A 24,860-nucleotide genomic window follows, 5' to 3' on the forward strand; every position below is an offset into this window, starting at 1 on the left:
TTCAGTAGGTGAAAAAATACTTCAAGGCGTGGAATTTTAAGGGAAAAGAGCGGTCTGTTTTAGGCGTATTTTTATTGAAAGGAAAGAAAAATGTTGAATCCTAATGAATTAAAATCTGGTTTCCATTATTTTGTAATGGGCTGGCATTACATCACACAAAAAGGTTTGCATCGGTTTGTTATTATTCCAATTTTGCTCAATACCGTTTTGCTTTGTGGTTTATTTTGGCTTTTTATTAGTCAAATCACCAGTGCGATTGATTGGGTAATGAATTTTATTCCAGACTGGTTGAGTTTTCTCAGTGTAATTTTACTGATACTTTCGATCTTAACAATTTTATTGCTCTTTTATTTTACCTTCACCACACTTTCTGGCTTTATTGCTGCTCCTTTTAATGGCTTATTAGCGGAAAAAGTAGAAAAAATGCTGACAGGTGAAAATATTAATGATGATAGTCTCGTGGATGTAATGAGGGATGTGCCTCGTATGCTTGCTCGAGAATGGCAAAAATTACGTTATAGCCTACCAAAAATTATCGCCTTGTTTTTACTAAGTTTTATTCCTTTGGTTGGGCAAACCATCGTGCCTGTACTTACTTTCTTGTTCACTTGTTGGATGATGGCAATTCAATATTGTGATTATCCTTTTGATAATCACAAAGTCTCTTTTGATATCATGAAAAATGCGCTTGGCAATCAACGAACTCAAAGTTTAACTTTTGGTGGATTGGTTACTTGTTGTACTTTTGTACCAGTGATTAATTTATTAATTATGCCTGTTGCAGTATGTGGTGCAACTGTAATGTGGGTGGAAAATTATCGTAATGACTTACGTTTTAATATGAATAGTCATTCCTCATCTCAAACAGGGATTGAAGTGAGTTCACAAAATATAGGGATTGTTAAATAGCTTGCGGTTATAAAATAGATCAAATAACTATTTTTTTAATCAAAAGTGCAGTGCTATAAATAAACCAACACTAACGAAGTCCAACGAAAGGAAAATATTATGACAATTTATGCAGACAATTCTTATTCTATCGGAAATACGCCACTTGTGCGTTTAAAACACTTTGGTCATAATGGCAATGTGGTCGTGAAAATTGAGGGGCGTAACCCAAGCTACAGCGTAAAATGCCGTATTGGAGCGAATATGGTGTGGCAAGCTGAAAAAGATGGCACGCTCACGAAAGGAAAAGAAATTGTAGATGCAACGAGCGGTAACACCGGTATTGCTTTGGCTTATGTTGCTGCCGCTAGAGGTTATAAAATCACGCTCACCATGCCGGAAACAATGAGCCTAGAAAGAAAACGCTTATTGCGCGGATTGGGTGTTAATTTAGTGCTTACCGAAGGCGCAAAAGGAATGAAAGGCGCGATTGCGAAAGCGGAAGAAATTGTTGCTTCTGATCCAAACCGCTATGTCATGCTTAAACAATTTGAAAATCCAGCTAACCCACAAATTCACCGAGAAACAACAGGCCCTGAAATTTGGAAAGATACAGATGGTAAAGTCGATGTTGTGGTTGCTGGCGTAGGAACAGGCGGCACGATTACGGGTATTTCTCGCGCGATTAAATTAGATTTTGGTAAACAAATCACTTCTGTTGCCGTTGAGCCAGTGGAGTCTCCTGTCATTACTCAAACTTTAGCGGGCGAAGAAGCAAAACCAGGCCCACACAAAATTCAAGGCATCGGTGCTGGTTTTATTCCAAAAAATTTAGATTTATCTATTATTGATCGTGTCGAAACTGTTGATAGTGATACCGCACTTGCCACAGCTCGTCGCTTAATGGCGGAAGAAGGCATCCTTGCAGGTATTTCATCTGGTGCAGCTGTCGCGGCTGCAGATCGCTTAGCTAAATTACCAGAATTTGCTGATAAACTCATTGTCGTTATTTTGCCTTCAGCTTCAGAGCGCTATTTAAGCACGGCATTGTTTGAAGGGATTGAAGGATAAACAAAAAAGAACAAAGTGCGGTGAATTTTCACCGCATTTTTGTATTTGACATATCTGAAAACAAAAAAGCCTAGCATTTGCTAGGCTTCTTCAATATTGATTATTTTGCGCAGTTGCAGTGTGCTGTTTTTTGTTCAAAACGTTCTGCAACGAAATCCCAGTTTACCACGTTCCAGAATTCTTTAATGTAATCTGGACGACGGTTTTGGAATTTTAAGTAGTAAGCATGTTCCCAAACGTCTAAACCTAAAAGTGGGAAACCTTCACAACCTGCTACTTCTTTACCCATTAATGGGTTATCTTGGTTTGCTGTTGATACCACAGCTAATTTACCTTCAGTAGTTAATACTAACCACGCCCAACCTGAACCGAAACGAGTTGCTGCTGCTTTTTCAAATTCTGCTTTAAATGCATCTACAGAACCGAAATCACGTTCGATAGCATCTTTTAATGCGCCCTGTAAGGTGGTACCTTTTTTCAAACCTTTCCAGAATAAGCTGTGGTTTGCATGACCGCCTGCGTTATTGCGTAATACGCCTCGTTTTTCTGCAGGGATTTTGTCAAGGTTAGAAACTAATTGACCTGGGCACATTTCCACTAATTCAGCCGGTAAACCTTCTAATGCCGCGTTTGCATTGTTTACATAAGCTTGGTGGTGTTTGCTGTGGTGGATTTCCATTGTTTGCGCATCGAAATGTGGTTCTAATGCATCGTAGGCGTAGCCTAATTCAGGTAGAGTGTAAGCCATAATTTATTCCTTCTATGTAAAAACAAATTTCGTTGAGGGTTTTGGTCTATAACCAAAAGTGGGCAAATAATAGCAAAAATTTTGATTTAGATCATTAAATGTTTTTCCTTTTGCATTAATAGACGAATTTATTAAACCTTGTTTTAAATCAATAAACCTATCGATCTACACCTAAATGGTTATTTGTTTTGGGGGCTAAAATCTCGTCAAATATTTCTCTTGTGATAGAATACCGCCACTTTTTATTTTCCCTTTGCAATTATGTTTGAACCACACAAGTTATCTCTGCAAAATTTATCCTGCCAACGTGGTGAGCGCGTACTTTTTCGTGCTTTGACTTGCGATTTTAGTAGCGGTGATTTTGTGCAAATTGAAGGGCATAATGGCATAGGTAAAACCAGTTTATTACGTATTCTTGCTGGTTTAGCCCAACCTTTAGAAGGCGAGGTGCGGTGGGATTCTGAAGCAATTTCTAAACAACGTGAACAGTATCATCAGAATTTGCTTTATTTAGGTCATCTTTCAGGCGTTAAACCAGAGCTAACGGCGTGGGAAAATTTGCAGTTTTATCAACGAATTAGTCAAGCTGAACAAAATACTGAGATTTTGTGGGATTTGCTTGAGAAGGTAGGGTTGTTAGGTCGTGAAGATTTGCCCGCCGCACAACTTTCTGCAGGACAACAAAAACGTATTGCATTAGGTCGCTTATGGCTGTCTCAAGCGCCCTTATGGATTTTAGATGAGCCGTTTACTGCGATTGATAAAAAAGGCGTGGAAATTTTAACCGCACTTTTTGATGAGCATGCTCAACGTGGAGGTATTGTGTTGTTGACTAGCCACCAAGAAGTGCCAAGTTCTCATCTGAAAAAATTGAATTTAGCGGCTTATAAAGCGGAATAACTTAATGATTTTTCTAGAGATAATTAAACGCGAACTTCAAATTGCGATGCGCAAAAATGCGGAAATTTTAAATCCGCTATGGTTCTTTTTGCTTGTGATTACCTTGTTTCCGTTGGTTATTGGGCCGGATCCTAAATTACTTTCTCGTATCGCACCAGGTATTGCGTGGGTAGCGGCATTACTTTCAGCATTGCTTTCTTTTGAACGTTTGTTTCGTGATGATTTTATTGATGGTTCTCTTGAACAATTAATGCTAACTGCACAGTCTTTGCCGATGACGGCTTTGGCTAAAGTCGTTGCACATTGGTTGCTCACTGGCTTGCCGCTTATTTTGCTATCACCGATTGCCGCTTTATTGCTTTCTCTTGAGGTCAATATTTGGTGGGCATTGGTTTTGACATTGTTACTGGGCACCCCTGTATTGAGTTGTATTGGTGCAATTGGTGTGGCTTTAACGGTGGGATTACGAAAAGGTGGCGTGTTGTTGAGTTTGCTTGTTGTTCCGTTATTTATTCCTGTTTTAATTTTTGCTTCATCGGTATTGGAGGCTGCAGGATTAAATGTGCCTTATGGGGGACAACTGGCGATTTTAGGTGCCATGATGGTTGGCGCTGTAACGCTTTCGCCTTTTGCCATCGCAGCGGCACTTAGAATTAGTTTAGATAATTAATTTCATTCCACCGTATAAAAGTGCGGTGGTTTTTCTCTTTAATTTTTAAGGATTTTTTTATGTGGAAGTGGCTACATCCTTATGCAAAACCCGAAACTCAATATCGTATTTGCGGTAAATTGAGTCCGTTATTTGCATTTTTAACGCTTATTTTACTCGGTGTCGGCATTGTATGGGGCTTAGCATTCGCCCCAGCAGATTACCAACAAGGTAATAGTTTCCGAATTATGTACGTGCATGTGCCGACAGCGATTTGGTCAATGGGGGTGTACGGTTCAATGGCGATTGCCGCTGTGGTTGCCCTTGTGTGGCAAATTAAGCAAGCTCATCTAGCAATGATTGCAATGGCGCCAATTGGTGCATTGTTTACTTTTTTATCGCTTGTGACTGGCGCGATTTGGGGTAAACCAATGTGGGGCACTTGGTGGGTGTGGGATGCTCGCTTAACTGCAGAATTAATTTTATTCTTTCTTTATCTTGGTATTTTAGCGCTTTATTCTGCTTTTTCAGATCGTAATGTAGGGGCAAAAGCGGCGGGGATTTTATGCATTACAACGGTCGTGATTTTACCGATTATTCATTTTTCTGTGGAATGGTGGAACACGTTACATCAAGGTGCGAGTATCACTAAACTGGAAAAACCATCCATTGCAATTCCAATGTTGGTTCCATTAATTTTGTGTATCTTCGGTTTTTTAACCTTGTATATTTGGCTTACTTTAGTGCGTTATCGCGTGGAATTATTGAAAGAAGATGCGAAACGTCCTTGGGTTAAAGCACTTGCGAATCGTATCTAATTCCGTGGGTAGGTATACCCACGGTTAATATAAAATGATTCCCCTTTGGGGAACGTTTAATTTACCCTAAAAGGGTAGTACTTTTACTAACCTAGGGTATACCTACCCTAGGGTAAAAAATAAGGAATATTTTATGTTTTTCCAAACTTGGAGTGATTTCTTTAATATGGGTGGCTACGGTTTTTACGTATGGTTATCCTATGCAGTAAGTTTAGTGGCAGTTATTGCCTTAATTGTTCAAAGTGTAAAACAACGCAATACAGTGTTACAAAATGTATTGCGTGAGCAACAACGCGAAGAACGTTTACAACAAGCAAATAAGGGGAACACACTATGAATCCAAGACGTAAATCCAGATTTAAATTAGTCATTTTTGTTGTGCTCGGCATTGCTATTGCAAGTGGATTGATGCTGTATGCATTACGTCAAAATATCGACTTGTTTTATACGCCATCTGAAGTGATTCAAGGTAAGGATAATAATCCGAATCAAAAACCTGAAGTGGGGCAGCGTATTCGTGTTGGCGGTATGGTGGTTGAAGGCACGGTAGTGCGTGATCCAAAAAGCTTAAAAGTGCGGTTTGATTTAAATGATATTGGCCCTGCGATCACTGTTGAATATGAAGGCATTTTGCCAGATCTTTTCCGTGAAGGGCAAGGTATTGTGGCTCAAGGAGTATTAACTCAGCCAACCGTTTTAACCGCAACAGAAGTATTGGCTAAACACGATGAAAATTATGTGCCACCAGAATTAGGTGAAAAAATGCAAAAAGTGCATAAACCAATGGGTATTGGTGATGCAGATTTAAAAGGCGAAAGCACACGTGATCGTCAAGAAAAAGAAGGCGCAAAATGATTGCTGAATTAGGAAATTATGCGCTGGCTTTAAGTTTAGCCGTATCGCTTATGTTGGCGATTTTCCCTTTGTGGGGGGCAGAAAAGGGCAATGCACAATTAATGGCATTAGCTCGTCCAATGACTTATGGTTTATTTGCAAGTTTAAGCATCGCTTTTGCTGCGTTATTTTATTTATTCGCAGTAAATGATTTTAGTGTTCAGTATGTCGTGAATAACTCTAATACGGCTTTACCGATTTATTATCGTTTATCTGCCGTCTGGGGTTCTCATGAAGGTTCTTTATTGCTGTGGATTTGGTTACTTGCTGTTTGGTCATCTGCCGTTGCTTTATTGAGTAAACATTTACCTCAAGAAGCGGTTGCTCGCGTGCTTGGTATTATGGGGATTATTAGCGTCGGTTTTGTGTTGTTCGTCTTGTTCACCTCAAATCCTTTTACGCGTACTTTCCCTGATTTTCCAGTGGACGGAAAAGAGCTTAATCCAATGTTGCAAGATGTGGGCTTGATTTTCCACCCTCCATTACTTTATATGGGCTATGTTGGTTTTTCGGTGGCATTTGCGTTTGCGATAGCATCCTTAATGACCGGAAAATTAGATTCAGCTTGGGCGCGTTGGTCACGTCCTTGGACGCTTGCTGCTTGGGTGTTTTTAACTTTAGGTATCGTACTCGGTTCTTGGTGGGCTTATTATGAGCTGGGCTGGGGGGGCTGGTGGTTCTGGGATCCAGTAGAAAACTCATCGTTTATGCCGTGGCTTGCTGGTACTGCATTGATTCACTCTCTTTCTGTGACAGAAAAACGTGGTTCTTTTAAAGCTTGGACGGTATTACTTGCGATTTTAGCCTTTTCACTTTGTCTGCTCGGCACGTTCTTAGTTCGTTCTGGTATCTTAGTTTCAGTTCACGCATTTGCATCGGATCCAACTCGTGGTTTGTATATTTTGGCTTACCTCGTTGTGGTAATTGGTGGTTCGCTTGCGCTCTATGCGTATAAAGGCAGTCAAATTCGCTCTCGTGATAATGCAGAACGCTATTCACGCGAAAGTATGTTGTTATTAAATAATATTTTCTTAATGACCGCACTTTGCGTTGTCTTCTTAGGAACGTTGTTACCACTCGTTCACAAACAACTTGGTTTGGGTTCTATTTCTATTGGAGCGCCATTCTTTGATCAAATGTTCTTAATTATTATGACACCATTTGCATTATTACTTGGTATTGGACCTTTGGTGAAATGGCGTAGAGATCAATTTTCTGCAATTCGTACGCCTGTTGTTATCAGCGTATTTGTTATGGTGATTGCGGGTTTTGCGTTACCTTACTTCTTGCAAGATAAAATTACCGTGAGTTCCGTGCTTGGCTCAATGATGACCGTGATTATCGCGTTACTTGCGCTTTATGAATTGCAACAACGTGCGACACATCGAGAATCATTCTTTGTGGGCGTACGAAAACTATCTCGTTCTCATTGGGGAATGATGTTAGCTCACTTAGGTGTAGCAATGACCGTATGGGGAATTGCGTTTAGCCAAAACTTTAGCGTAGAGCGTGATGTTCGAATGAAAGTCGGCGAAAGTGCACAAATTGGTCGTTACGATTTTAAATTCGCCGGAGTGACGGATGCGAATGGTCCAAATTATGTTGGTGGAAAAGCGCAAATTGATATTTCGAAAGATGGGCAACCAGAGGCAAGTTTATTTGCAGAAAAACGTTTTTACACAGTAAGTCGGATGTCTATGACGGAAGCCGCCATTGCTGGTGGTTTAACTCGTGACCTTTATGTGGCACTTGGTGAAAAACTTGAGGACAATTCTTGGGCGTTACGCTTATATTACAAGCCATTTATTCGCTGGATTTGGATTGGTGGCTTGTTTATGGCGTTAGGTGGATTGTTGTGTATGTTCGATCGACGCTATCGGTTTAATGCGTTGTTGAAAAAATAATTTATACTGCCGTGGGTAGGTATACCCACGGCTAATTAAAATGCTTCTCCTTTGGAGAATTTCAACTAGCCTCAAAGAGGCTACACTTTTACTAGCCTAGGGTATACTTACCCTAGGCACCAATTTTAAAGTGCGGTAAAAAATGAAAAAAAAATTACTCGTTCCTCTTATTCTCTTTTTATCGATAACAATTGCCTTTTTAGTGCAATTAAAACGCAATGCGCAAGGTGAAGATATTAAAGCATTAGAGTCTGCTTTGGTTGGAAAGCCTGTGCCAGCAAAAAATTTAACGGAGCTTTTTGAAAATAAAGCTTACACGAATGAATTGTTTCAACAAGGTAAGCCCGTTTTGCTTAACGTATGGGCGACTTGGTGTCCGACTTGTTATGCCGAACATCAATATTTAAATAAACTTGCTAAAGATGGTGTGCGAATTATCGGTTTAGATTATAAAGATGAATCACCTAAAGCAATGAAGTGGTTAAAAGATCTTGGTAATCCTTATCAAGTTGTTTTAAAAGATGAAAAGGGTTCTTTCGGTTTGGATTTAGGGGTATATGGTGCGCCAGAAACGTTCATTGTAGATGGAAAAGGCGTGATTCATTATCGTTATGCCGGTGATGTAAACGAGAAAGTTTGGACTCAGACTTTAAAACCAATTTATGACAAACTTTCGGAGCAACAATAATGAAAAAAATATGGCTATTTTTGACCGCACTTTTGTTTAGCTCAGTGGCGTTTTCAGCCATTGATGCACTTAACTTTACTTCTCCACAGCAAGAGAGTGATTACCATCAATTAACACAATCTTTGCGCTGCCCTCAATGTCAAAATAACAATATTGCGGATTCCAACGCGACTATCGCAGTGGATATGCGTGGCAAAGTATTTGAGCTTTTACAAGAAGGCAAATCGAAAAATGACGTAGTGAATTATATGGTTGCACGTTACGGCAATTTTGTAACTTACGATCCGCCTATGACAGCGAGCACATTAGTGCTATGGATTGCGCCATTATTGCTTGTGTTGTTAGGCGTGGTATTTTTATTAAGACGTAAACCAAAAGCTCAAAGTGCGGTGAAATCCCAAGATGTTTTAACTGATGAAGATAATGCGCGTTTGGCAGAATTATTAAACAAGGATAAATAGATGAATTTTGCATTAATTTTTATATTAACCACTTTAGTTGTTGCGTTAATTTGTTTTTATCCTTTATTGCGTCAATTCAAAGCGAAACATGGGCAAAAACGTGATGATTTAAATAAGGCGTTATATTTCTCACGCTTGGAAGAAATTGAGCAAGATAATTCCCAAGGTTTAGTTGAAAATGTTGAGCAACTCAAACAAGAATTACAGAAAACCTTACTTGATGATGTGCCGAGCAAGGTTCAAGAGAATGTGGATTATTCTGGCAAATCTTATGGAAAAGTGTGGTTTGTGTCTGGCGTGTTGGCGCTAGGAATTATCGCGGGCTCTTCTTATTTTATGGTTGGTTCTTGGCAAGCCGAATCGATGTTAGAGCAAACTTATGCGAAATTGCCCTATTTCTTTGACCGAATGAAAGATGAAGATAAAAATCCATTTTCTGATGCAGAAATGCAGCAATTTTCTACCGCACTTCGAATTGATTTGCAGAAAAATCCAACTGATGCAAAGAAATGGTGGATGCTCGGTCAAATTGGGATGAATTTAGGTGATGCACGTTTGGCATTCGATAGCTATCAAAAAGCTAACAAACTTGAACCAGATAATGTGCAATATAAATTAGGCTATGCTCGCATATTGATGTTTTCTGAAGATGCGACTGATAAACTTAAAGGTGGCAATTTATTGAGAGAAGTGATTCGTCAAGATCACACTAACATAGAAGCGTTAAGTCTGCTCGCATTCCGTTATTTTGAAACGGAAGATTATAAAATGGCGGCAGTGACTTGGGCGATGATGCTACGCTTAATGCCGAAAGATGATGAGCGTGTTCCACTAATTGAAAAAAGTATTCGTGCCGCGCGTGATGCTTTAGAAGCTCAAAATGAAGAAAAATCAAAAAGTATTACGCCTGAAAAATAACCTAGTATCATATAAGTCTTTTTGATATAGTTCAGTAATACTATTAATTGGCAAATAGCTATTTTAATATTAGAAATTACTTTAAAGAACGTTAAGGAGAACTGGAGATGAATTACAAAAATTGTACTTCTTTTTCTTTATTTTGTAGCATGCTGGTTAGTTTATTTATACCGCATTTATCTAATGCTAAAGACATATCTAGTTCAGTAACTTATGTTGATGAAAAAGATAAGAAAGCCTTTAGCTCTGATATATCAAGTAATGATACTCAGAAATTGGGTCAAAGCATTGAGTTGAAAGTTTATAAAATTGATGAGATGAGCTCATCTGAAACTATTTACGAATCTCCAGCTGGTATTTGTCAAGGATTTAAAGTGAAAAGAGGTGTGGATTATACAAATTCAACCCACAATTATCTTTCGCCAAATGATAAAAGTGAATATTACGGTAGTGTAACGGGGGCGACGATTTATAATCAAAAAGATCCTCAAAATTTAAGTTATGTGCCAGTTTATTTAATTACAGATAAAGATGTGTCTAAGCGTATTCAATCACAAGAAAATAAAAAACTAAAGGAAAAAGCAGCTAATTATGTATCAGAAGGTAGAGCAGTATTAACTGACGTAATTTGTAAATAGGATCATATTAAATGAGAAAAATAGTTTTTGTTAGTTGTGTAATTTTAGGTTTAGCAGCATGTTCATCTCAACCAGAACAAACTGGTGGCGGTGTTTATGATATGAAGGCTGTGCAAGAGTATAATGCTCGTGTAACAAGTGGTAATACGGTTACTCAGGCTCAGAAAGATAAAGTGGCAAGTCAAGTTGATACTAACTTAAAATTGAATGCGAGCGATAATAAGGTTAAAACTCGAGTGAGAAGTTCGCTACCGGTTATTCCTGTAGTCCCAAGTGTCGGGTATCATTATAATTACCATTATTTTAGATAGAAAAACTAAAGCCTTGATTATCAAGGCTTTAGTTTTATATACGATAAATTGAATTGAAATTTTTGTATTTAAGTACAAACAATCTTAACTGCAAGTCCGCCTTGAGATGTTTCGCGATACTTAGCGTTCATGTCTTTGCCTGTTTCGTACATGGTTTCAATCACTTTATCCAAGGTTACTCTTGGATTAGTGGTACGGCGTAAAGCCATGCGTGATGCATTGATTGCTTTAACTGAAGCAATAGCATTGCGTTCGATACAAGGTACTTGAACTTGACCGCCGACAGGGTCGCAAGTTAATCCTAAGTTATGCTCCATTGCAATCTCAGCTGCGATGCATACTTGCAGTGGATTACCACCCAAAATTTCAGCCAGTCCCGCAGCAGCCATTGAACAGGCTACACCCACTTCACCTTGGCAACCCACTTCTGCGCCAGAAATCGAAGCATTCATTTTATAAAGTGAACCAATCATCCCTGCTGCTAATAAATAGCGTTCAATGATTTCATGTGTTAATGGCGAGATGAATTTTTCGTAGTAAGCTAATACCGCTGGAATAATCCCGCACGCACCGTTAGTTGGTGCCGTAACCACGCGCCCACCCGCTGCATTTTCTTCATTGACAGCAAGCGCAAACATATTGACCCAGTCGATCACACGCATTGGATCGTTAGATAAATTGGTATTTGCTTGCAACATACGATAAAGAGATGCTGCACGACGTGGCACTCGTAATGGCCCAGGTAAAATCCCTTCAGTGTGAATACCGTGTTCGATACAAGCTTGCATCGTCTTCCAGACATTCTCTAAATGAGTACTAACAGCTTCTTTGCCATGCAAGGCAACTTCATTTTCTAACATCACAGTGGAAAGCATTAAGCCGTTATCACTGCAATGTTTCAAAATATCTTCGGCATTTTTGTAAGGATAAGGCACTTGGACTGTGGTTTTTTCTTCTTTGCCAAAATGGGCTTCATCGACAATAAAACCACCACCGATCGAATAGTAGGTTTGGCGATAAAGCTCTGTGCGATTTTCATCAAGAGCGGTAATTGTCATGCCATTTTCGTGCAATTTTAAAAAAGTGCGGTGGAAAATGAGATTATTTTCAAAATCAAATTTTACTGTCTTTTGACCAACATTAATTGGTAAAAGCGCAGTTTGTTTCACTTTCTCGATGAAACCTGAAATCATATCGATATCCACATTATGTGGTAAATAACCCGCTAACCCCATGATGATGGCAATATCTGTACTGTGACCTCTCCCAGTCATCGAAAGAGAACCATAAACATCCACATGAATTTCAGCCGTTTGTTCAAACTGATTTCGTTCAATTAAGTCGTCTATAAATTGTTTGCCGGCTTTCATCGGGCCGACAGTGTGGGAACTGGATGGTCCAATTCCCACTTTAAACATATCAAATACGCTAATCATAAATTTCTCAAAATTCGCTAAACTTTAAAGGGCGCTTATAATAATCCATAAACAACCGCAGAGATAGCGATTAATCCCATAATCGTTACAAAAACATTACTGAAACGTCCGCTGTAGCGTTTCATCGCTGGGATTTTGCGAATCGCGTACATTGGCATGATAAACAAAATCATCGCAATGATTGGGCCGCCAAGAGATTCGATTAAGCCTAAGATACTTGGATTAATAATCGCAACGCCCCATAACGTTAATAAGAAGAAAAGTGCGGTCGCATAATTGAGTTTTTTACGATTTACAGATTCGCCTTTCATTTTCAAATATAAGCCCTCTAAGCCTTCGCGTGCGCCCATATAGTGACCAAAGAATGAGCTAGTAATCGCTAAGAATGCAACAAGCGGGCCAAAATAAGAGATATATGGATTATCAAATTTATTCGCTAAGAAAGACAAGATACTGATATTTTGTGCTTTTGCTGCCACTAATTCTTCAGGTGTTAATGTTAATACACAGCTAAATACGAAGAACATAACGAAGAATAACAAAATCGTTGAGGTGCCTTTTTCTGTATGGCCGATATGGCGTTCTGCACCATCGAAAGTTTTGTATTCACGGAATTGTGAGCAAGTGAAAGATGAAATTGCTGGCGAATGGTTAAATGAAAATACTAATACGGGAATGGTTAGCCATAAAGTGGTTAAGAAACCGCCTGCTGTTGGAAATTCATATAATACGGCACTATTCCATTCAGGAATTAAGTAAATAGAAAGAACAAATAAAATTAAGACTAACGGATAAACAAGCCATTCCGTGATTTTTAACATCACTTTTTCATTAAATAGCATGACGGAAATCAATACTGCAATTAATACAAAAGAGAGAATAGCTCGATTTGGCGATGCCATGCCAAGTTGATTCACAATAAAAGAATCTACGGTGTTTGTGATACCGTTACCGTAAATCAACAGAATAGGGAAAATCGCAAAGAAATAAAGTAGGGTGATAAGTTTACCCGCTGTTTTACCAAAGTGTTCTTCCACCACTTCAGTAATATCGCTGCCAGGATTTTTTGATGAAAGTACAAAATAGGCTAAGCCTCGGTGAGCAAAATAGGTCATTGGTCCGACGATAATTGCCATTAAAACTAACGGCCAAAATCCGCCCATCCCTGCGTTAATCGGTAGGAATAATACGCCAGCGCCAACCGCTGTACCGAAAAGGTTTAACATCCATGTTGCATCAAATTTGTTCCATTTGAGTTTTTCTGTTGGTTTCATAGTTTGCTCCAAAGCATAAATTACTTAAATTTGTCAATTTGCAGAGCAAAATATGCCCTAACAAAATTTGAGTATTATGTTATGCCGATAAATAGAGAATCTCAAAGAGCAAATTCTAAAATTGTGATCAAGTTAAAATTTTTTTTATAAAAAGTGCGGTAATTTTCAGCGACAAAAAAATCGGTGCGTTCACGACACCGATTGCGTATAAAAATAAATGAAATTAGAACCGCACTTTTTTCAATCTTAAGGCGTTCATCAATACGGAAATTGAACTCATCGCCATTGCAGCTCCAGCAATCACTGGATTTAGAAAACCGAAAGCAGCAAGGGGGATGCCGAGAATATTGTAAATCAAAGCAAAAAATAGATTTTGTTTGATATTTTTCAAGGTTGCTCTTGCAATAAAAAGCGCATCTACAAGTTGATTCACCGAATGTTGCATAAGTGTTGCAGAAGCCGTTTGTTCTGCAATATCTGAACCTGATTTCATCGCAAAACTGACGTTTGCAGCAGCTAAAGCAGGCGCATCATTTATTCCATCACCGACCATTGCTACAACATGACCTAGAGCTTTCAGCTTTTGAATTTGTTCCGCCTTATCTCTAGGGCTGAGGCCTCCAAAGGCTTTCTTAATGCCGAGTTGTTTAGATATGTAATCCACGACAGATTGTTGATCGCCACTCATAATTACTACATCAATATTTTGCTGTTGTAAGCGTTGAATGGCGTGCAAGCTATCGTTTTTTAAGGTGTCCGTCAGCGCAAATGCGCCAATAGGTTTATCATTTATAGATACCGCGACAATGCTCGCAATTTGCCAGATCTCCCCTAAATTTGTAGGCAAGATTAAACCGCAATAATCAGGTTTACCGACTTTTATTGTTCCCACTTGTTCTAATTCAGCTTGAATGCCTTGACCCACTTCCATCTTTGAAAAAAGTGCGATGGGAATTTCTAACATTTTTTGTTCTGCTGCTTGCACAATCGCTTTTGCAATTGGGTGGTTAGCTTGTCGTTCAACGGCTGCTGCAAAACGATACAAATCGTCTGCAGAATACACCGCACTTTGTGGCTGCCATAAAGCAGAGATTTCAAGCTCTCCTTTTGTTAATGTGCCAGTTTTATCAAGCACAACGGTATCCACATGGGCGGTTTCCTCCATTGCTGCCGCATCTTTAAACCATACGCCAGCATTGACCGCTTTACCTAAACCAACCATTATGGCTGCTGGTGTGGCTAATCCCAAGGCACAAGGGCAAGCAATCACAAGCACGGATACCGCGTGAATAAGTGAAGACACACTATCATTCGTCAGAATATAAGTGAGTGCGAAAGTAACAAGTGAAATCACTAAAACGACAGGAACAAACACGGAAGCAACTTTGTCAGCAAATCGTGCGATTGGCGCTTTTGATCCTTGTGCATCTGATAATGCATTCATCATATCGCCAAGTAAGGTTTGGCTACCAAGCTGATTTGCTCGATAGATAATAGAACCTTCTGTTACCATCGCCCCCGCTAATACTTTTCCACCTTTCTGTTTTTCTTCTGGGCGAGATTCCCCCGTTAAATGACTTTCATCACACCATCCATTTCCACTTTCAATTACGCCATCTGCCGCAATACGCTCGCCTTGATTCGCACGAATGATTTCGCCGATATTGACTTGGTCAAGAGCAATTTCAGTCCATTTTTCATTACGTAAAACAGTGACTTTTTTCGGTGTCAGCTGCAAGAGCATACTCAAGCTATTTAAGCTATGCTTTTTAGTGCGATCTTCAAGAAATTTTCCAAGACTGACAAAACCAATTACCATTACAGAAGCTTCAAAATACACATGCCCCATTGCATGATCGGCGTGGTAAAACAGCATAAAAGCAGAATAAAGATAAATAGTGAGCGTTCCTGTGCTGACCAGTACATCCATATTGGCAAGTCCACCACGAATACTACCGATTGCTCCGCGATAAAATGGAATGGCTAACCAAAGTTGCACAATGCTCGCTAATGCAAATTGCCAAATAGGGGGCAACATTAAGCTATGTGAGCCACCTATCATACCAAGCATGCCAATCAGAAATGGAATATTGATTATCCAAAGTACGATTAATCGCCAAGGGATTGATGTATTTTTTTCTATTGGTAATTCGTTGGTTTGTTTGATATGGGCAGAGAAACCTGTTTTATGGATAATCTCGATAATTTGAGTTTCGCTTGCTTGCGTAGCGTCAAATACAACTTGAGCTTCTTCGGCAGCAAAATTTACACCTGCTTGTTGCACAAATGGTTTTTTATTTAAAACTTTTTCAATACGATTGGCACAAGATTGGCAGGTCATCCCACCAATCTGAATCGAAATTTTTTTACTCTGTGGCATCAAATCCGGCATCTTCAATTACCTCAATCAACTGTGCAACATTAACTCGATTTTCATCAAAAGTAATATTTGCTTTACCCTCTAATTGCACATCAGCAGATTGTACACCATCTAATTCAGTTAAAACTTGAGTAAGACTTTTTACGCAACAGCCGCAATGTATGCCTTTTATGTTTAATGTGATAGTTTTCATTTTTACTCCTTGTTAGTTGTTTTATTGATGGTTAAACTATAAACCTTTACATAAGGTTAAGGTCAAGAAGTTTTTTATGAATATTAGTGAAGCCGCAAAATTAGTAGGTTTATCTACAAAACAAATCCGTGATTATGAAAAAATGGGGTTAATTAAACCCGCTGTTCGCAGTTTGTCAGGCTATCGAAATTATGGAGAAAGTGATTTAGAAAGGTTGCATTTTATTCGACACTCACGCAATGTTGGGTTTTCGTTACATCAAATCGCACAATTATTAGCACTACAAGATAATCCTAAGCGTAGCTGCCGAGAAGTGAAAGTGCTAACTGCTCAACATATTGCGACATTAAATCAACAAATAGAACAGCTACAAAAAATGGTACAAAAATTGCAGCACTGGCACGACAGTTGTCAAGGCAATGGCAACCCTGAATGTTCAATTTTGAATGGCTTGAACGGATAAGTGAAAAGTGCGGTTAATATTCCCAACTTTCTGGATCGACACCTAATTCACGCATAAGCACTTTGGCATCTTCGGGAATTTCATCATTACGCTCTTTCATTAAATCTGCATCAGTGGGCAAAGGCTGCCCTGTGAATGCGTGTAAGAACGCTTCACAAAGCAATTCACTGTTAGTTGCGTGACGTAAACTTTTCAATTGGCGGCGAGTGCGTTCATTCGTCAAAATTTCCAGTACTTTAATGGGAATGGATACTGTAATTTTTTTGACTTGCTCACTTTTTTTGCCATGTTCTGCATAAGGGCTGATATATTTTCCGTCCCAATTCGCCATAATTTCCCTTAGAGCTTATCGATAACCTTACAAATTGTCCGTATTCTAATTAAAAATCAAATAAATAACAATCTAGACGGCTAAACTTCCAAAATAAGTTCTTAAAAAAAGTGCGGTAATTTTTTATATTAAATGCTAATAAAAGCTAGACAGCGTAGGGTTTTAGTGGTAATTTACGCGCCATTCAAAGGGTGCAAGCCCACCATTCGAATAATCAATTCTTATTAATTCCAACATTTATTCATTATGCATTTAACAGAACTTAAAAATACGCCTGTTTCTGATCTTGTGAAACTCGGCGAGGAGCAGATGGGCTTAGAAAATTTAGCTCGTTTGCGTAAACAAGATATTGTCTTTGCAATCTTAAAACAGCACGCCAAAAGTGGCGAGGATATTTTCGGCGGTGGCGTGTTAGAAATTTTACCAGATGGTTTTGGTTTCCTTCGTTCTGCCGACAGTTCCTATCTTGCAGGCCCTGATGATATCTATGTTTCCCCAAGTCAAATTCGTCGTTTTAATCTTCAAACTGGCGATAAAATCGAAGGCAAAATTCGTCCACCAAAAGAAGGCGAACGCTATTTTGCACTTTTAAAAGTTGATCAAGTCAATGACGACAAACCAGAAGTTTCCCGTAGCAAAATCTTATTTGAAAACTTAACACCACTACATGCTAATTCTCGTTTAAGAATGGAACGTGGCAATGGCTCAACAGAAGATTTGACTGCCCGTATTTTGGATTTAGCCTCGCCAATTGGTAAAGGCCAACGTGGTTTGATCGTAGCGCCGCCAAAAGCGGGTAAAACCATGTTGTTGCAAAATATTGCTCAAAGTATCACGCATAATTATCCTGATGTGGAACTTATCGTATTACTGATTGATGAACGCCCAGAAGAAGTGACAGAAATGCAACGTTCCGTAAAAGGCGAAGTCATTGCGTCTACTTTTGATGAACCCGCAACTCGTCACGTTCAAGTGGCAGAAATGGTAATCGAAAAAGCGAAACGTTCAGTAGAGCATAAAAAAGATGTGGTAATTCTACTTGATTCTATTACTCGTTTAGCGCGCGCTTACAATACAGTCACTCCAGCTTCAGGTAAAATTTTGTCTGGTGGTGTGGATGCTAATGCGTTGCATCGTCCAAAACGTTTCTTTGGTGCTGCACGTAACGTGGAAGAAGGTGGTAGTTTAACGATTATTGCCACCGCGCTAGTTGATACCGGTTCGAAAATGGATGAAGTTATTTTCGAAGAATTTAAAGGTACAGGTAATATGGAATTACACCTTTCTCGTAAAATCGCAGAAAGACGTGTATTCCCAGCCATTGACTTTAAACGCTCTGGTACTCGTAAAGAAGATTTACTCACAACATCTGATGAATTACAAAAAATGTGGATTCTTCGTAAGATTCTTAATCCAATGGATGAAGTGGATGCAATGGAATTTTTGATTGATAAGCTGATGATGGCGAAAACCAACGAAGAGTTTTTTGAAGTGATGAAACGTTCGTAAAAGCAACCGCACTTCTATGAAGAACAAGGGGAAAATATTATGTTTTCCCCTTTTTAATATCCGTAATATTTGACGAAATAAATGATGATAGCCGATAAGTTCATAAAAGGGGCAAAAGGTAAAAATTCTTTTTTCTTTTTATGAATAAGCGAAAAACATATTCCAAGCACTGAGGCTAATAATAAAAAGTGCGGTAAGGTTTCTAAACGAATAAAACTTCCTAATGCCATTGCTAGCCAATAATCTCCCCGTCCAAAGGCTTCTTTTCTGTAATAACATTTTGCAATCCAATAGATTTCGTAGAAAACAATAAAAAAACTAGCCGCACTTTTTATGCTTTCAGATAACGTTAGTAATGAAAAGTTATTGTCTGCTCCAAATAATCCTAGAGTAAGTAACCATAAACAGGGTGTCGTAGAAATAAGTTGATAGTGCCAATCAAGATAACTGATTGTCCAAAGAATAATAAGTGTGAGTCCGATCCATACAGTAAAAATAGAATCTTTGAAGGCAATTTGTAAAAATATAAATCCAACCCCAATACTAAAAAAATACCTCAAAATATGACCGCACTTTTTTTGTTGAATAGAGGCAAAGTGCGGTTGAAATGGAGAACGGTTTTGTGGAAATAATTCAACGTAAATCGCATAAATATTTTGCTGCAAACGCGTAATAAAACCAGATAGGTAGAACCACAATGCGATCCCTAAGATACCGCCTAATAAAAACATTGTGAAATAAATCATTGAATAACAGAACCCATATTAAAGATAGGTAAATACATTCCCATCATAATAATTCCAATCAGACTGCCGATGATCACCATCATTAATGGTTCTAGCATTTGTGAGAGTAAGTCAATTTGATGATTAAGTTTTTCTTGGTAATTTTCAGCAATATGCTCTAGCATCAAAGCGAGTTTTCCGCTTTGCTCGCCAATTTGTAGCATTTGTTGTGCTTCCATCGGGAAAAGATCGCTACTTACACTATTAGAAAACGCATAGCCTTGAGAAACCCATTGCAAAATTGACCGCACTTCTTTATCTAATACGATGTCATTTACAAGCGTTTTCTTGGTTTGCCACGTTTGTGTGCGAGGGAGAAAACTGTCTAGTGCCTGATTAAGCGGTACGCCAGCCTGCAACATAATTTGTAAACTGTGACTAAAGTTCACTAAACGCGAAAGCTTTTGAATTGTGCCAAAAATAGGCGTGATAGAAATAAGTTGATTTTTCTTTTGATAAAACCAAGTCTGGCGTTTTAGATAGAAGTAATAAAATAGAAAAAAACTAAAAGCGAAAAATAGCAAAATGCCGATATTTTGCTTAAGAAAATTGGATATAGAGAGCAATATTGCGGTTATTGTTGGTAACTCAGCGTTATTGCCTCTGTACATTTCAGCAAATTGAGGCACGATAAAAAGCAGTAATGCGAGTGTCAATAATAGTGAAATGCCTAATACCATTGAGGGGTATAACATAATTTTCTGTAATTTACGTTGTAATGCTAAAGACTGGCTACGATGCGTGGCTATTTTTTTACAAACAACGGAAAGTTTGCCAGTCATTTCTCCTACTTGAATCAGTTGAATTTCTTGTTGTGTGAGATATTTTCTTTGTTGTTCAATTGCTTGTGAGAATGCTAAACCAGATTCAATAGATTGAAGCAGTCGTTCAAGCCATTCGTTGAGCATAATTTGAGTGCAATTTTGTTGCAAAATTTGCAGACTGTTTTTTAACGGAATAGAGGATTGTAGCAATGTCGCTAATTGATTGAGTAATTCACTGATTTCTGAATTTTTGGGCTTTGCCCCAAATTGCCAGTTTTGTTGTAATTTGATGTGAGTAAGCCCGCAGCTTATTAATTGAAAGTGTGCTTGTTGTTTCGTATCTGCAATAATTGAGCCTTTTTGTTTCTGATTTAATGCGTTACTACCTTGATAATAAAAGAGTTTTTTAGTCATGAGTTTTTACCTAACACACGTTCAATTTCTTTCTCATCTGTTATGCCTTGGCTAACTTTTTCTAAACCACTCGCACGTAAATTTTGAAAATCAGTTTGATAGCCATTCTGTTGCCAATGTAGAAATTGATACACGCCGATTCGACCTCGATAACCTTGATGGCAATCACAAGAATTTATTAAATTTCCACCGCACTTTGGACAGATTTTTCGTACAAGACGCTGCGCAATGACGAGCAGCAAACTGTTTTCAATTTCATGTTGTTGAATACCGAGTTGTTGTAAGCGGGAAATGGCAGATATTGCATCATTGGTATGTAAAGTTGAGAGTACCAAATGCCCCGTTTGGGCAGCACGTAGCGCGATCATTGCACTTTCTTCATCACGAATTTCACCTAGCATAATGATGTCGGGATCTTGGCGTAAGAAAGCGCGCAATAGGCAGTTAAAATCTAATCCAATCTGTGGATTAATTTGGCTTTGAATAATGCCATCAAGCTCAATTTCAATGGGATCCTCTGCGGTCATAATATGTTTATCAGGCGTGTTTAGCCATTGAAGTGCGGTGTAAAGTGAGATACTTTTCCCACTTCCTGTTGGACCCGTTACTAAAATTAATCCTTGTGGTTGGTTAAGTGCGCGTTGAAATTCTTTTTGTTGGCTTTCAGTCATGCCTAGTTCAGAAAAGCTGAGTTCTACAGGTTTATTTTGCTGTGCTCTCAGGACAACTTTCTCCCCCCAATGGGTTGGTAACGTTGAAAGACGGAAATCAAGAATATCGGAAAAAGTGGTTTTAAATTGAAATCGTCCATCTTGTGGAAGGCGGGTTTCACTGATATCTAATTTAGCGAGCAGTTTTAGGCGAGAAATAATTCGATTCGCCAAATTTTTGCTAAGTGGAGGCTGAGCTTGTAAAACACCGTCAATTCTCAACCGCACTTGGAAATGATCCGATAAGGTCTCCAAATGAATATCTGAGGCATTGTTTTGTAAAGCAGATTCAAAAATTTGATTAAGCAAACGAATGACGGGCTCATCATCTTGTTGTTCAAGATGGGACTGTTCTTGATGTTGGTAATATTTAACTTGCTCTTCCACTTGAAGTTGATTAGGGGCAAGTTGTTGTAATAGTTCTTTAAGTTGAGTGCTTTCTAATAAAACTGGCTCAACAAGCTTGCCAGTTATAAAAGCAATAGTTTCACAGGCGGAAAGATTAGAAAGGGAATCGACACCTAGCCAGAGACGATTATTTTCTTCTTTGAGTGGTAAAGCAAAATAACGTAAGAGTAGCGACTGTTGTTGCTGATTACGCCCCCATAAATCTGGCGAGATCGTAAATATCTCGCCGTTTTGAGCGGTTACACGCTGAGTATGAAGTAAAGCATAGCTCGTCATTGTGTGACATTTCCGCAAAAATTTGCTGGAAATAAAGAGGCATCCGTTCCTTTGCAGGTTGTTGTCCAAGTTACACCTGCTGCAGCATTACCTGTAGCTTGCAAAATATATTCCATATTTGCCAATGTGCCATCCCCCTTTACGGTAATGCCACCCGATTGAGTTTTTACTGAGGCTACATAGCCTTTTGCTGTTGTAATATCAGCTGCAATACCATTTTTTCCACCCGTACAGTTTGTTGTTTCATTTGTGCTATATACACATAATTCCACATCAGCCTTATAAGGCGCAGATGCTTGCAGTAATTCGGATACCGCTGCTTTTTTGGTATAATTTTGATAAGAAGGAATAGCGATAGTGGCTAAAATCGCGATGATGGCGATGACTATCATCAATTCAATTAAGGTAAAGCCTTTTTTCAAGGTAGTTTGTGTAGTTAGTTTCATTTATTTTCCTTTCGTTAAGCCTTTATTGGCTGAAATATTGTGAAAAGGGAAAATTGTTTTGTAAAACAGACCGCTCTTTTTCTGCGATCCTGATCGCAAAAATAGGAAAATGTATGCGAAAAATAAAAGATATTGAGAAAGGATTTCTGACTGATTGTCGACAAATTCCATCTCCTCATTTTGATGAACGCCCAGATTTACAAGATATTTCACTTCTGGTGATCCATTACATTAGCTTACCGCCAGAACAATTTGGTGGCGGATATGTGGATGATTTTTTTCAAGGAAAATTAGATCCTAAGATTCATCCTTATTTTGAAGAAATTCATCAAATGCGTGTTTCTGCCCATTGCTTGATTGAACGAGATGGGCGAATCACGCAATATGTTAATTTTAACCAAAGGGCTTGGCATGCTGGATTATCTAGCTTTCAAGGGCGAGAAAAATGTAATGATTTTGCCATTGGAATTGAGTTAGAAGGTAGTAATGAACAACCTTTTACTAATGAGCAGTATTTGGCATTGCAAGAACTTACTAACCTAATCATGAAAAGTTATCCTAAAATTACGAAAGAGCGAATTGTTGGACATTGTGATATTTCGCCAGGGCGTAAGCTCGATCCCGGTCAATATTTCGATTGGGAACGTTATTTTGCCAGCCTAAAATAATTTGTTTAAAAATTAGACATTAAAATTTAGAGACTTCTGTGTATTACAAATATTGTTATGTTTTATGGCTAAATACTTGAATTTAAATGGATAAATTTTCTCTTGAAATTGTCTTGGGAAGGTTTGTTTGAGTTATACAACATTATGGATTTTCTCAACCACAATTTTATCCACAGAAATATTGAATAACTCAAAGAGATAGCTAAAAGATCTTTGGTGAATGGCGTCCCTTTAAAAATTGTATTTTTTTACCGCACTTTCTTACATTTTTATATGTGAAAAGTGCGGTTTATTTTTTCTTTAGATTTTTAGAACGAAAATAACTCAATTTATTTTCAAGTTTGATGAGATAAGGATCCTTTCCTGTTTTTACGTGATCAATTCACAATCAGAAATCCGTTATTCACAATGTTATCCACAATCTGTGCATTTTATTGTGTAACCAGCCCTTTGGTTGATAAAAACACTGATTTATGAAACAATCTGCAGACTATTTTTATATGAAAAATTTAAGGTAAAACGATAGTGATCGATTTTGATGGCTACCGTCCAAATGTGGGTATTGTGATTTGTAATCGCAACGGGCAAGTGCTTTGGGCGAAGCGCTGTGGGCAAAATTCGTGGCAGTTTCCGCAAGGTGGCATTAATGATAATGAAAGTGCCGAGCAAGCGATGTATCGTGAACTGTACGAAGAAGTTGGTCTACAGCCTAAAGATGTGCGCATTTTATATGTATCTAAGCATTGGTTGCGTTATAAATTACCAAAACGTTTGTTGCGTTATGACAGCAAACCGATGTGTATAGGGCAAAAACAACGCTGGTTTTTGTTGCAGCTTGTTGGCGATGAAAAAAATATCAATATGCAAACAACCAAATCACCAGAATTTGATGGATGGCGTTGGGTGAGTTTTTGGTATCCTGTTCGTCAAGTCGTATCGTTCAAAAAAGAAGTATATCGCAAAGCGATGAAAGAGTTTTCGGGCGTGTTGTTCTCAGAAAATCCTCCTGTATATCAACCAGCGCGAGAATTGGAGCAAAAATCTTATACTCATCCTAAAAAATATAATGGTTCAAAATTTCCAAAACGTTCTTTTAATAAAACAAGGAATTCATAATGCTTAGCTTTATTTTACTTTGTTTGCTTGTGGGGGCTGTGGCTGGCTTTTTTGCGGGGCTTTTTGGTATCGGCGGTGGATTAATGATTGTTCCTGTGTTGGTGTATTTATTACCAATGGTAGGTGTGCCAGAACCTTTGTTAATGTCTACCGCACTTGGAACCTCTTTCGCAACGATTGTTATTACTGGCTTTTCTTCGGCTCAACGACATCATAAGTTAGGTAATGTTGTGTGGAGTGCGGTGAAGATCCTTGCTCCGAGCATTATGGTTAGCGTGTTTATTTGTGGTTTCTTTATCGGAAAACTTGATCGCGATATTTCTAGTAAATTATTTGCCTGTTTAGTGGTTTATCTCGCGGTTAAAATGGTCTTATCTATTAAACCTAAGACAAATAAAACAGTTAAACCTTTGACGACTCAATCGTCTATTATCGGTGGCATTCTAATTGGCATGGCATCTAGTGCTGCAGGTATCGGTGGTGGCGGATTTATTGTGCCGTTTTTAAATTCTCGCGGTATCGATATGAAAAAGGCTATTGGTTCTTCGGCTTTCTGTGGCATGTTACTCGGAACTTCTGGAATGTTCAGTTTTATGTTAAGTGGCTGGGGAAATGCGGCAATGCCGGAATATTCTTTAGGTTACATTTATTTCCCTGCAGTGTTATGTATTACTGCCACATCGTTTTTCACGTCAAAACTTGGTGCGACAGCCACCTCAAAACTACCAGTGCCAACTTTAAAGAAAGGATTTGCACTTTTATTAATTACCATTGCTGTTGATATGTTTATTAGATAGAG

28 protein-coding genes are annotated in these 24,860 nt (G+C 38.5%); 18 read left to right on the forward strand and 10 right to left on the reverse strand.

What is annotated here, in order from left to right; translation table 11 throughout:
* Positions 1-90 precede the first annotated feature (90 nt).
* Both cysZ and cysK read left to right on the forward strand, forming a co-directional pair.
* Positions 91-909: a sulfate transporter CysZ gene (gene cysZ / locus GG9_RS05085; protein WP_005631147.1), complete on the forward strand. Its 819-nt coding sequence runs from the start codon at positions 91-93 to the stop codon at positions 907-909.
* Between the two features lie 99 nt (positions 910-1,008).
* A complete protein-coding gene (gene cysK, locus GG9_RS05080) occupies positions 1,009-1,959 on the forward strand; it encodes a cysteine synthase A (protein WP_005631149.1) in 951 nt (316 codons plus the stop codon).
* Positions 1,960-2,059: 100 nt separating this feature from the next.
* Here cysK and sodA read toward each other — a convergent pair whose 3' ends face one another.
* The gene (gene sodA, locus GG9_RS05075; protein WP_005631151.1) at positions 2,060-2,707 is read right to left on the reverse strand and encodes a superoxide dismutase [Mn]; all 648 of its coding nucleotides are present in this window, start codon (positions 2,705-2,707) and stop codon (positions 2,060-2,062) included.
* Between the two features lie 261 nt (positions 2,708-2,968).
* Between sodA and ccmA the strand changes: the two genes are divergently transcribed.
* The 11 genes from ccmA (at position 2,969) to GG9_RS05020 (ending at position 10,888) form a co-directional block, all read left to right on the forward strand.
* Positions 2,969-3,607, forward strand: coding sequence for a cytochrome c biogenesis heme-transporting ATPase CcmA (ccmA, locus tag GG9_RS05070; protein WP_005631152.1), 639 nt, complete (start codon positions 2,969-2,971; stop codon positions 3,605-3,607).
* 4 nt (positions 3,608-3,611) lie between these two features.
* The gene (ccmB, locus tag GG9_RS05065; protein WP_005631155.1) at positions 3,612-4,277 is read left to right on the forward strand and encodes a heme exporter protein CcmB; all 666 of its coding nucleotides are present in this window, start codon (positions 3,612-3,614) and stop codon (positions 4,275-4,277) included.
* A gap of 59 nt (positions 4,278-4,336) precedes the next feature.
* Complete coding sequence (locus GG9_RS05060) at positions 4,337-5,074, forward strand: heme ABC transporter permease (protein WP_005631157.1); 738 nt, start codon at positions 4,337-4,339, stop codon at positions 5,072-5,074.
* Between the two features lie 133 nt (positions 5,075-5,207).
* On the forward strand, positions 5,208-5,411 hold the full coding sequence (gene ccmD / locus GG9_RS05055) for a heme exporter protein CcmD (protein ID WP_005631159.1): 204 nt from the start codon (positions 5,208-5,210) through the stop codon (positions 5,409-5,411).
* Positions 5,408-5,929 (forward strand): cytochrome c maturation protein CcmE, encoded by a 522-nt coding sequence (ccmE, locus tag GG9_RS05050; RefSeq protein WP_005631161.1) that lies wholly within the window; start codon positions 5,408-5,410, stop codon positions 5,927-5,929. Before ccmD ends, ccmE begins: the two co-directional genes overlap by 4 nt.
* A complete protein-coding gene (locus GG9_RS05045; protein ID WP_005631163.1) occupies positions 5,926-7,872 on the forward strand; it encodes a heme lyase CcmF/NrfE family subunit in 1,947 nt (648 codons plus the stop codon). The genes ccmE and GG9_RS05045 overlap by 4 nt, the downstream gene beginning before the upstream one ends.
* Positions 7,873-8,014: 142 nt before the next feature.
* Positions 8,015-8,560: a DsbE family thiol:disulfide interchange protein gene (locus GG9_RS05040; RefSeq protein WP_005631165.1), complete on the forward strand. Its 546-nt coding sequence runs from the start codon at positions 8,015-8,017 to the stop codon at positions 8,558-8,560.
* Positions 8,560-9,021 carry a cytochrome c-type biogenesis protein gene (locus GG9_RS05035; protein WP_005631167.1) on the forward strand — a complete coding sequence of 154 codons (462 nt, stop codon included), beginning with the start codon at positions 8,560-8,562 and terminating at the stop codon, positions 9,019-9,021. Before GG9_RS05040 ends, GG9_RS05035 begins: the two co-directional genes overlap by 1 nt.
* On the forward strand, positions 9,022-9,939 hold the full coding sequence (ccmI, locus tag GG9_RS05030) for a c-type cytochrome biogenesis protein CcmI (protein ID WP_005631170.1): 918 nt from the start codon (positions 9,022-9,024) through the stop codon (positions 9,937-9,939).
* A 107-nt stretch (positions 9,940-10,046) separates the two neighbouring features.
* A complete protein-coding gene (locus GG9_RS05025) occupies positions 10,047-10,577 on the forward strand; it encodes a DUF8095 domain-containing protein (protein ID WP_005631172.1) in 531 nt (176 codons plus the stop codon).
* 11 nt (positions 10,578-10,588) lie between these two features.
* Positions 10,589-10,888 (forward strand): hypothetical protein, encoded by a 300-nt coding sequence (locus GG9_RS05020; protein ID WP_005631174.1) that lies wholly within the window; start codon positions 10,589-10,591, stop codon positions 10,886-10,888.
* Positions 10,889-10,956: 68 nt separating this feature from the next.
* On the opposite strand, the gene GG9_RS05015 is transcribed toward GG9_RS05020, so the two are convergent.
* The 4 genes from GG9_RS05015 to GG9_RS05000 all read right to left on the reverse strand — a co-directional run bounded on the left by GG9_RS05015 (position 10,957) and on the right by GG9_RS05000 (position 16,171).
* Positions 10,957-12,324 (reverse strand): L-serine ammonia-lyase, encoded by a 1,368-nt coding sequence (locus GG9_RS05015; RefSeq protein WP_005631177.1) that lies wholly within the window; start codon positions 12,322-12,324, stop codon positions 10,957-10,959.
* A gap of 35 nt (positions 12,325-12,359) precedes the next feature.
* The gene (locus GG9_RS05010; protein WP_005631182.1) at positions 12,360-13,598 is read right to left on the reverse strand and encodes an HAAAP family serine/threonine permease; all 1,239 of its coding nucleotides are present in this window, start codon (positions 13,596-13,598) and stop codon (positions 12,360-12,362) included.
* Between the two features lie 223 nt (positions 13,599-13,821).
* Positions 13,822-15,990: a heavy metal translocating P-type ATPase gene (locus GG9_RS05005; RefSeq protein ID WP_005631183.1), complete on the reverse strand. Its 2,169-nt coding sequence runs from the start codon at positions 15,988-15,990 to the stop codon at positions 13,822-13,824.
* Positions 15,965-16,171: a heavy-metal-associated domain-containing protein gene (locus GG9_RS05000; protein WP_005631184.1), complete on the reverse strand. Its 207-nt coding sequence runs from the start codon at positions 16,169-16,171 to the stop codon at positions 15,965-15,967. The genes GG9_RS05005 and GG9_RS05000 overlap by 26 nt, the downstream gene beginning before the upstream one ends.
* A gap of 76 nt (positions 16,172-16,247) precedes the next feature.
* Here GG9_RS05000 and GG9_RS04995 point away from each other — a divergent pair, with 76 nt between their 5' ends.
* Positions 16,248-16,634, forward strand: a complete 387-nt coding sequence (locus GG9_RS04995; protein ID WP_005631185.1) for a Cu(I)-responsive transcriptional regulator — start codon at positions 16,248-16,250, stop codon at positions 16,632-16,634.
* Positions 16,635-16,647: 13 nt separating this feature from the next.
* Here GG9_RS04995 and metJ read toward each other — a convergent pair whose 3' ends face one another.
* Positions 16,648-16,965, reverse strand: a complete 318-nt coding sequence (metJ, locus tag GG9_RS04990; RefSeq protein ID WP_005631186.1) for a met regulon transcriptional regulator MetJ — start codon at positions 16,963-16,965, stop codon at positions 16,648-16,650.
* A 246-nt stretch (positions 16,966-17,211) separates the two neighbouring features.
* Between metJ and rho the strand changes: the two genes are divergently transcribed.
* Positions 17,212-18,474, forward strand: coding sequence for a transcription termination factor Rho (gene rho / locus GG9_RS04985; RefSeq protein WP_005629550.1), 1,263 nt, complete (start codon positions 17,212-17,214; stop codon positions 18,472-18,474).
* A 53-nt stretch (positions 18,475-18,527) separates the two neighbouring features.
* Here rho and GG9_RS04980 read toward each other — a convergent pair whose 3' ends face one another.
* From GG9_RS04980 to GG9_RS04965, 4 genes are read right to left on the reverse strand one after another with little or no spacing between them, the layout of a single operon-like run.
* Complete coding sequence (locus GG9_RS04980) at positions 18,528-19,220, reverse strand: prepilin peptidase (RefSeq protein WP_005631189.1); 693 nt, start codon at positions 19,218-19,220, stop codon at positions 18,528-18,530.
* Entirely contained in the window at positions 19,217-20,437 is a 1,221-nt protein-coding gene (locus GG9_RS04975) for a type II secretion system F family protein (protein ID WP_005631192.1), read from the reverse strand. Before GG9_RS04975 ends, GG9_RS04980 begins: the two co-directional genes overlap by 4 nt.
* Positions 20,434-21,831: a GspE/PulE family protein gene (locus GG9_RS04970; RefSeq protein ID WP_005631196.1), complete on the reverse strand. Its 1,398-nt coding sequence runs from the start codon at positions 21,829-21,831 to the stop codon at positions 20,434-20,436. Before GG9_RS04970 ends, GG9_RS04975 begins: the two co-directional genes overlap by 4 nt.
* Positions 21,828-22,277 carry a prepilin-type N-terminal cleavage/methylation domain-containing protein gene (locus tag GG9_RS04965; RefSeq protein WP_005631198.1) on the reverse strand — a complete coding sequence of 150 codons (450 nt, stop codon included), beginning with the start codon at positions 22,275-22,277 and terminating at the stop codon, positions 21,828-21,830. Before GG9_RS04965 ends, GG9_RS04970 begins: the two co-directional genes overlap by 4 nt.
* Before the next feature lie 113 nt (positions 22,278-22,390).
* Here GG9_RS04965 and ampD point away from each other — a divergent pair, with 113 nt between their 5' ends.
* The 3 genes from ampD to GG9_RS04950 all read left to right on the forward strand — a co-directional run bounded on the left by ampD (position 22,391) and on the right by GG9_RS04950 (position 24,858).
* A complete protein-coding gene (gene ampD, locus GG9_RS04960; RefSeq protein WP_005631200.1) occupies positions 22,391-22,945 on the forward strand; it encodes a 1,6-anhydro-N-acetylmuramyl-L-alanine amidase AmpD in 555 nt (184 codons plus the stop codon).
* 525 nt (positions 22,946-23,470) lie between these two features.
* Positions 23,471-24,061 (forward strand): RNA pyrophosphohydrolase, encoded by a 591-nt coding sequence (gene rppH, locus GG9_RS04955; protein WP_005631202.1) that lies wholly within the window; start codon positions 23,471-23,473, stop codon positions 24,059-24,061.
* Positions 24,061-24,858 carry a sulfite exporter TauE/SafE family protein gene (locus GG9_RS04950; protein WP_005631204.1) on the forward strand — a complete coding sequence of 266 codons (798 nt, stop codon included), beginning with the start codon at positions 24,061-24,063 and terminating at the stop codon, positions 24,856-24,858. Before rppH ends, GG9_RS04950 begins: the two co-directional genes overlap by 1 nt.
* The last annotated feature ends 2 nt before the right edge of the window (positions 24,859-24,860 follow it).

The sequence above is a fragment of the Haemophilus haemolyticus M19501 genome (assembly GCF_000222025.1).
Classification (GTDB): Bacteria; Pseudomonadota; Gammaproteobacteria; order Enterobacterales; family Pasteurellaceae; genus Haemophilus; species Haemophilus haemolyticus_G.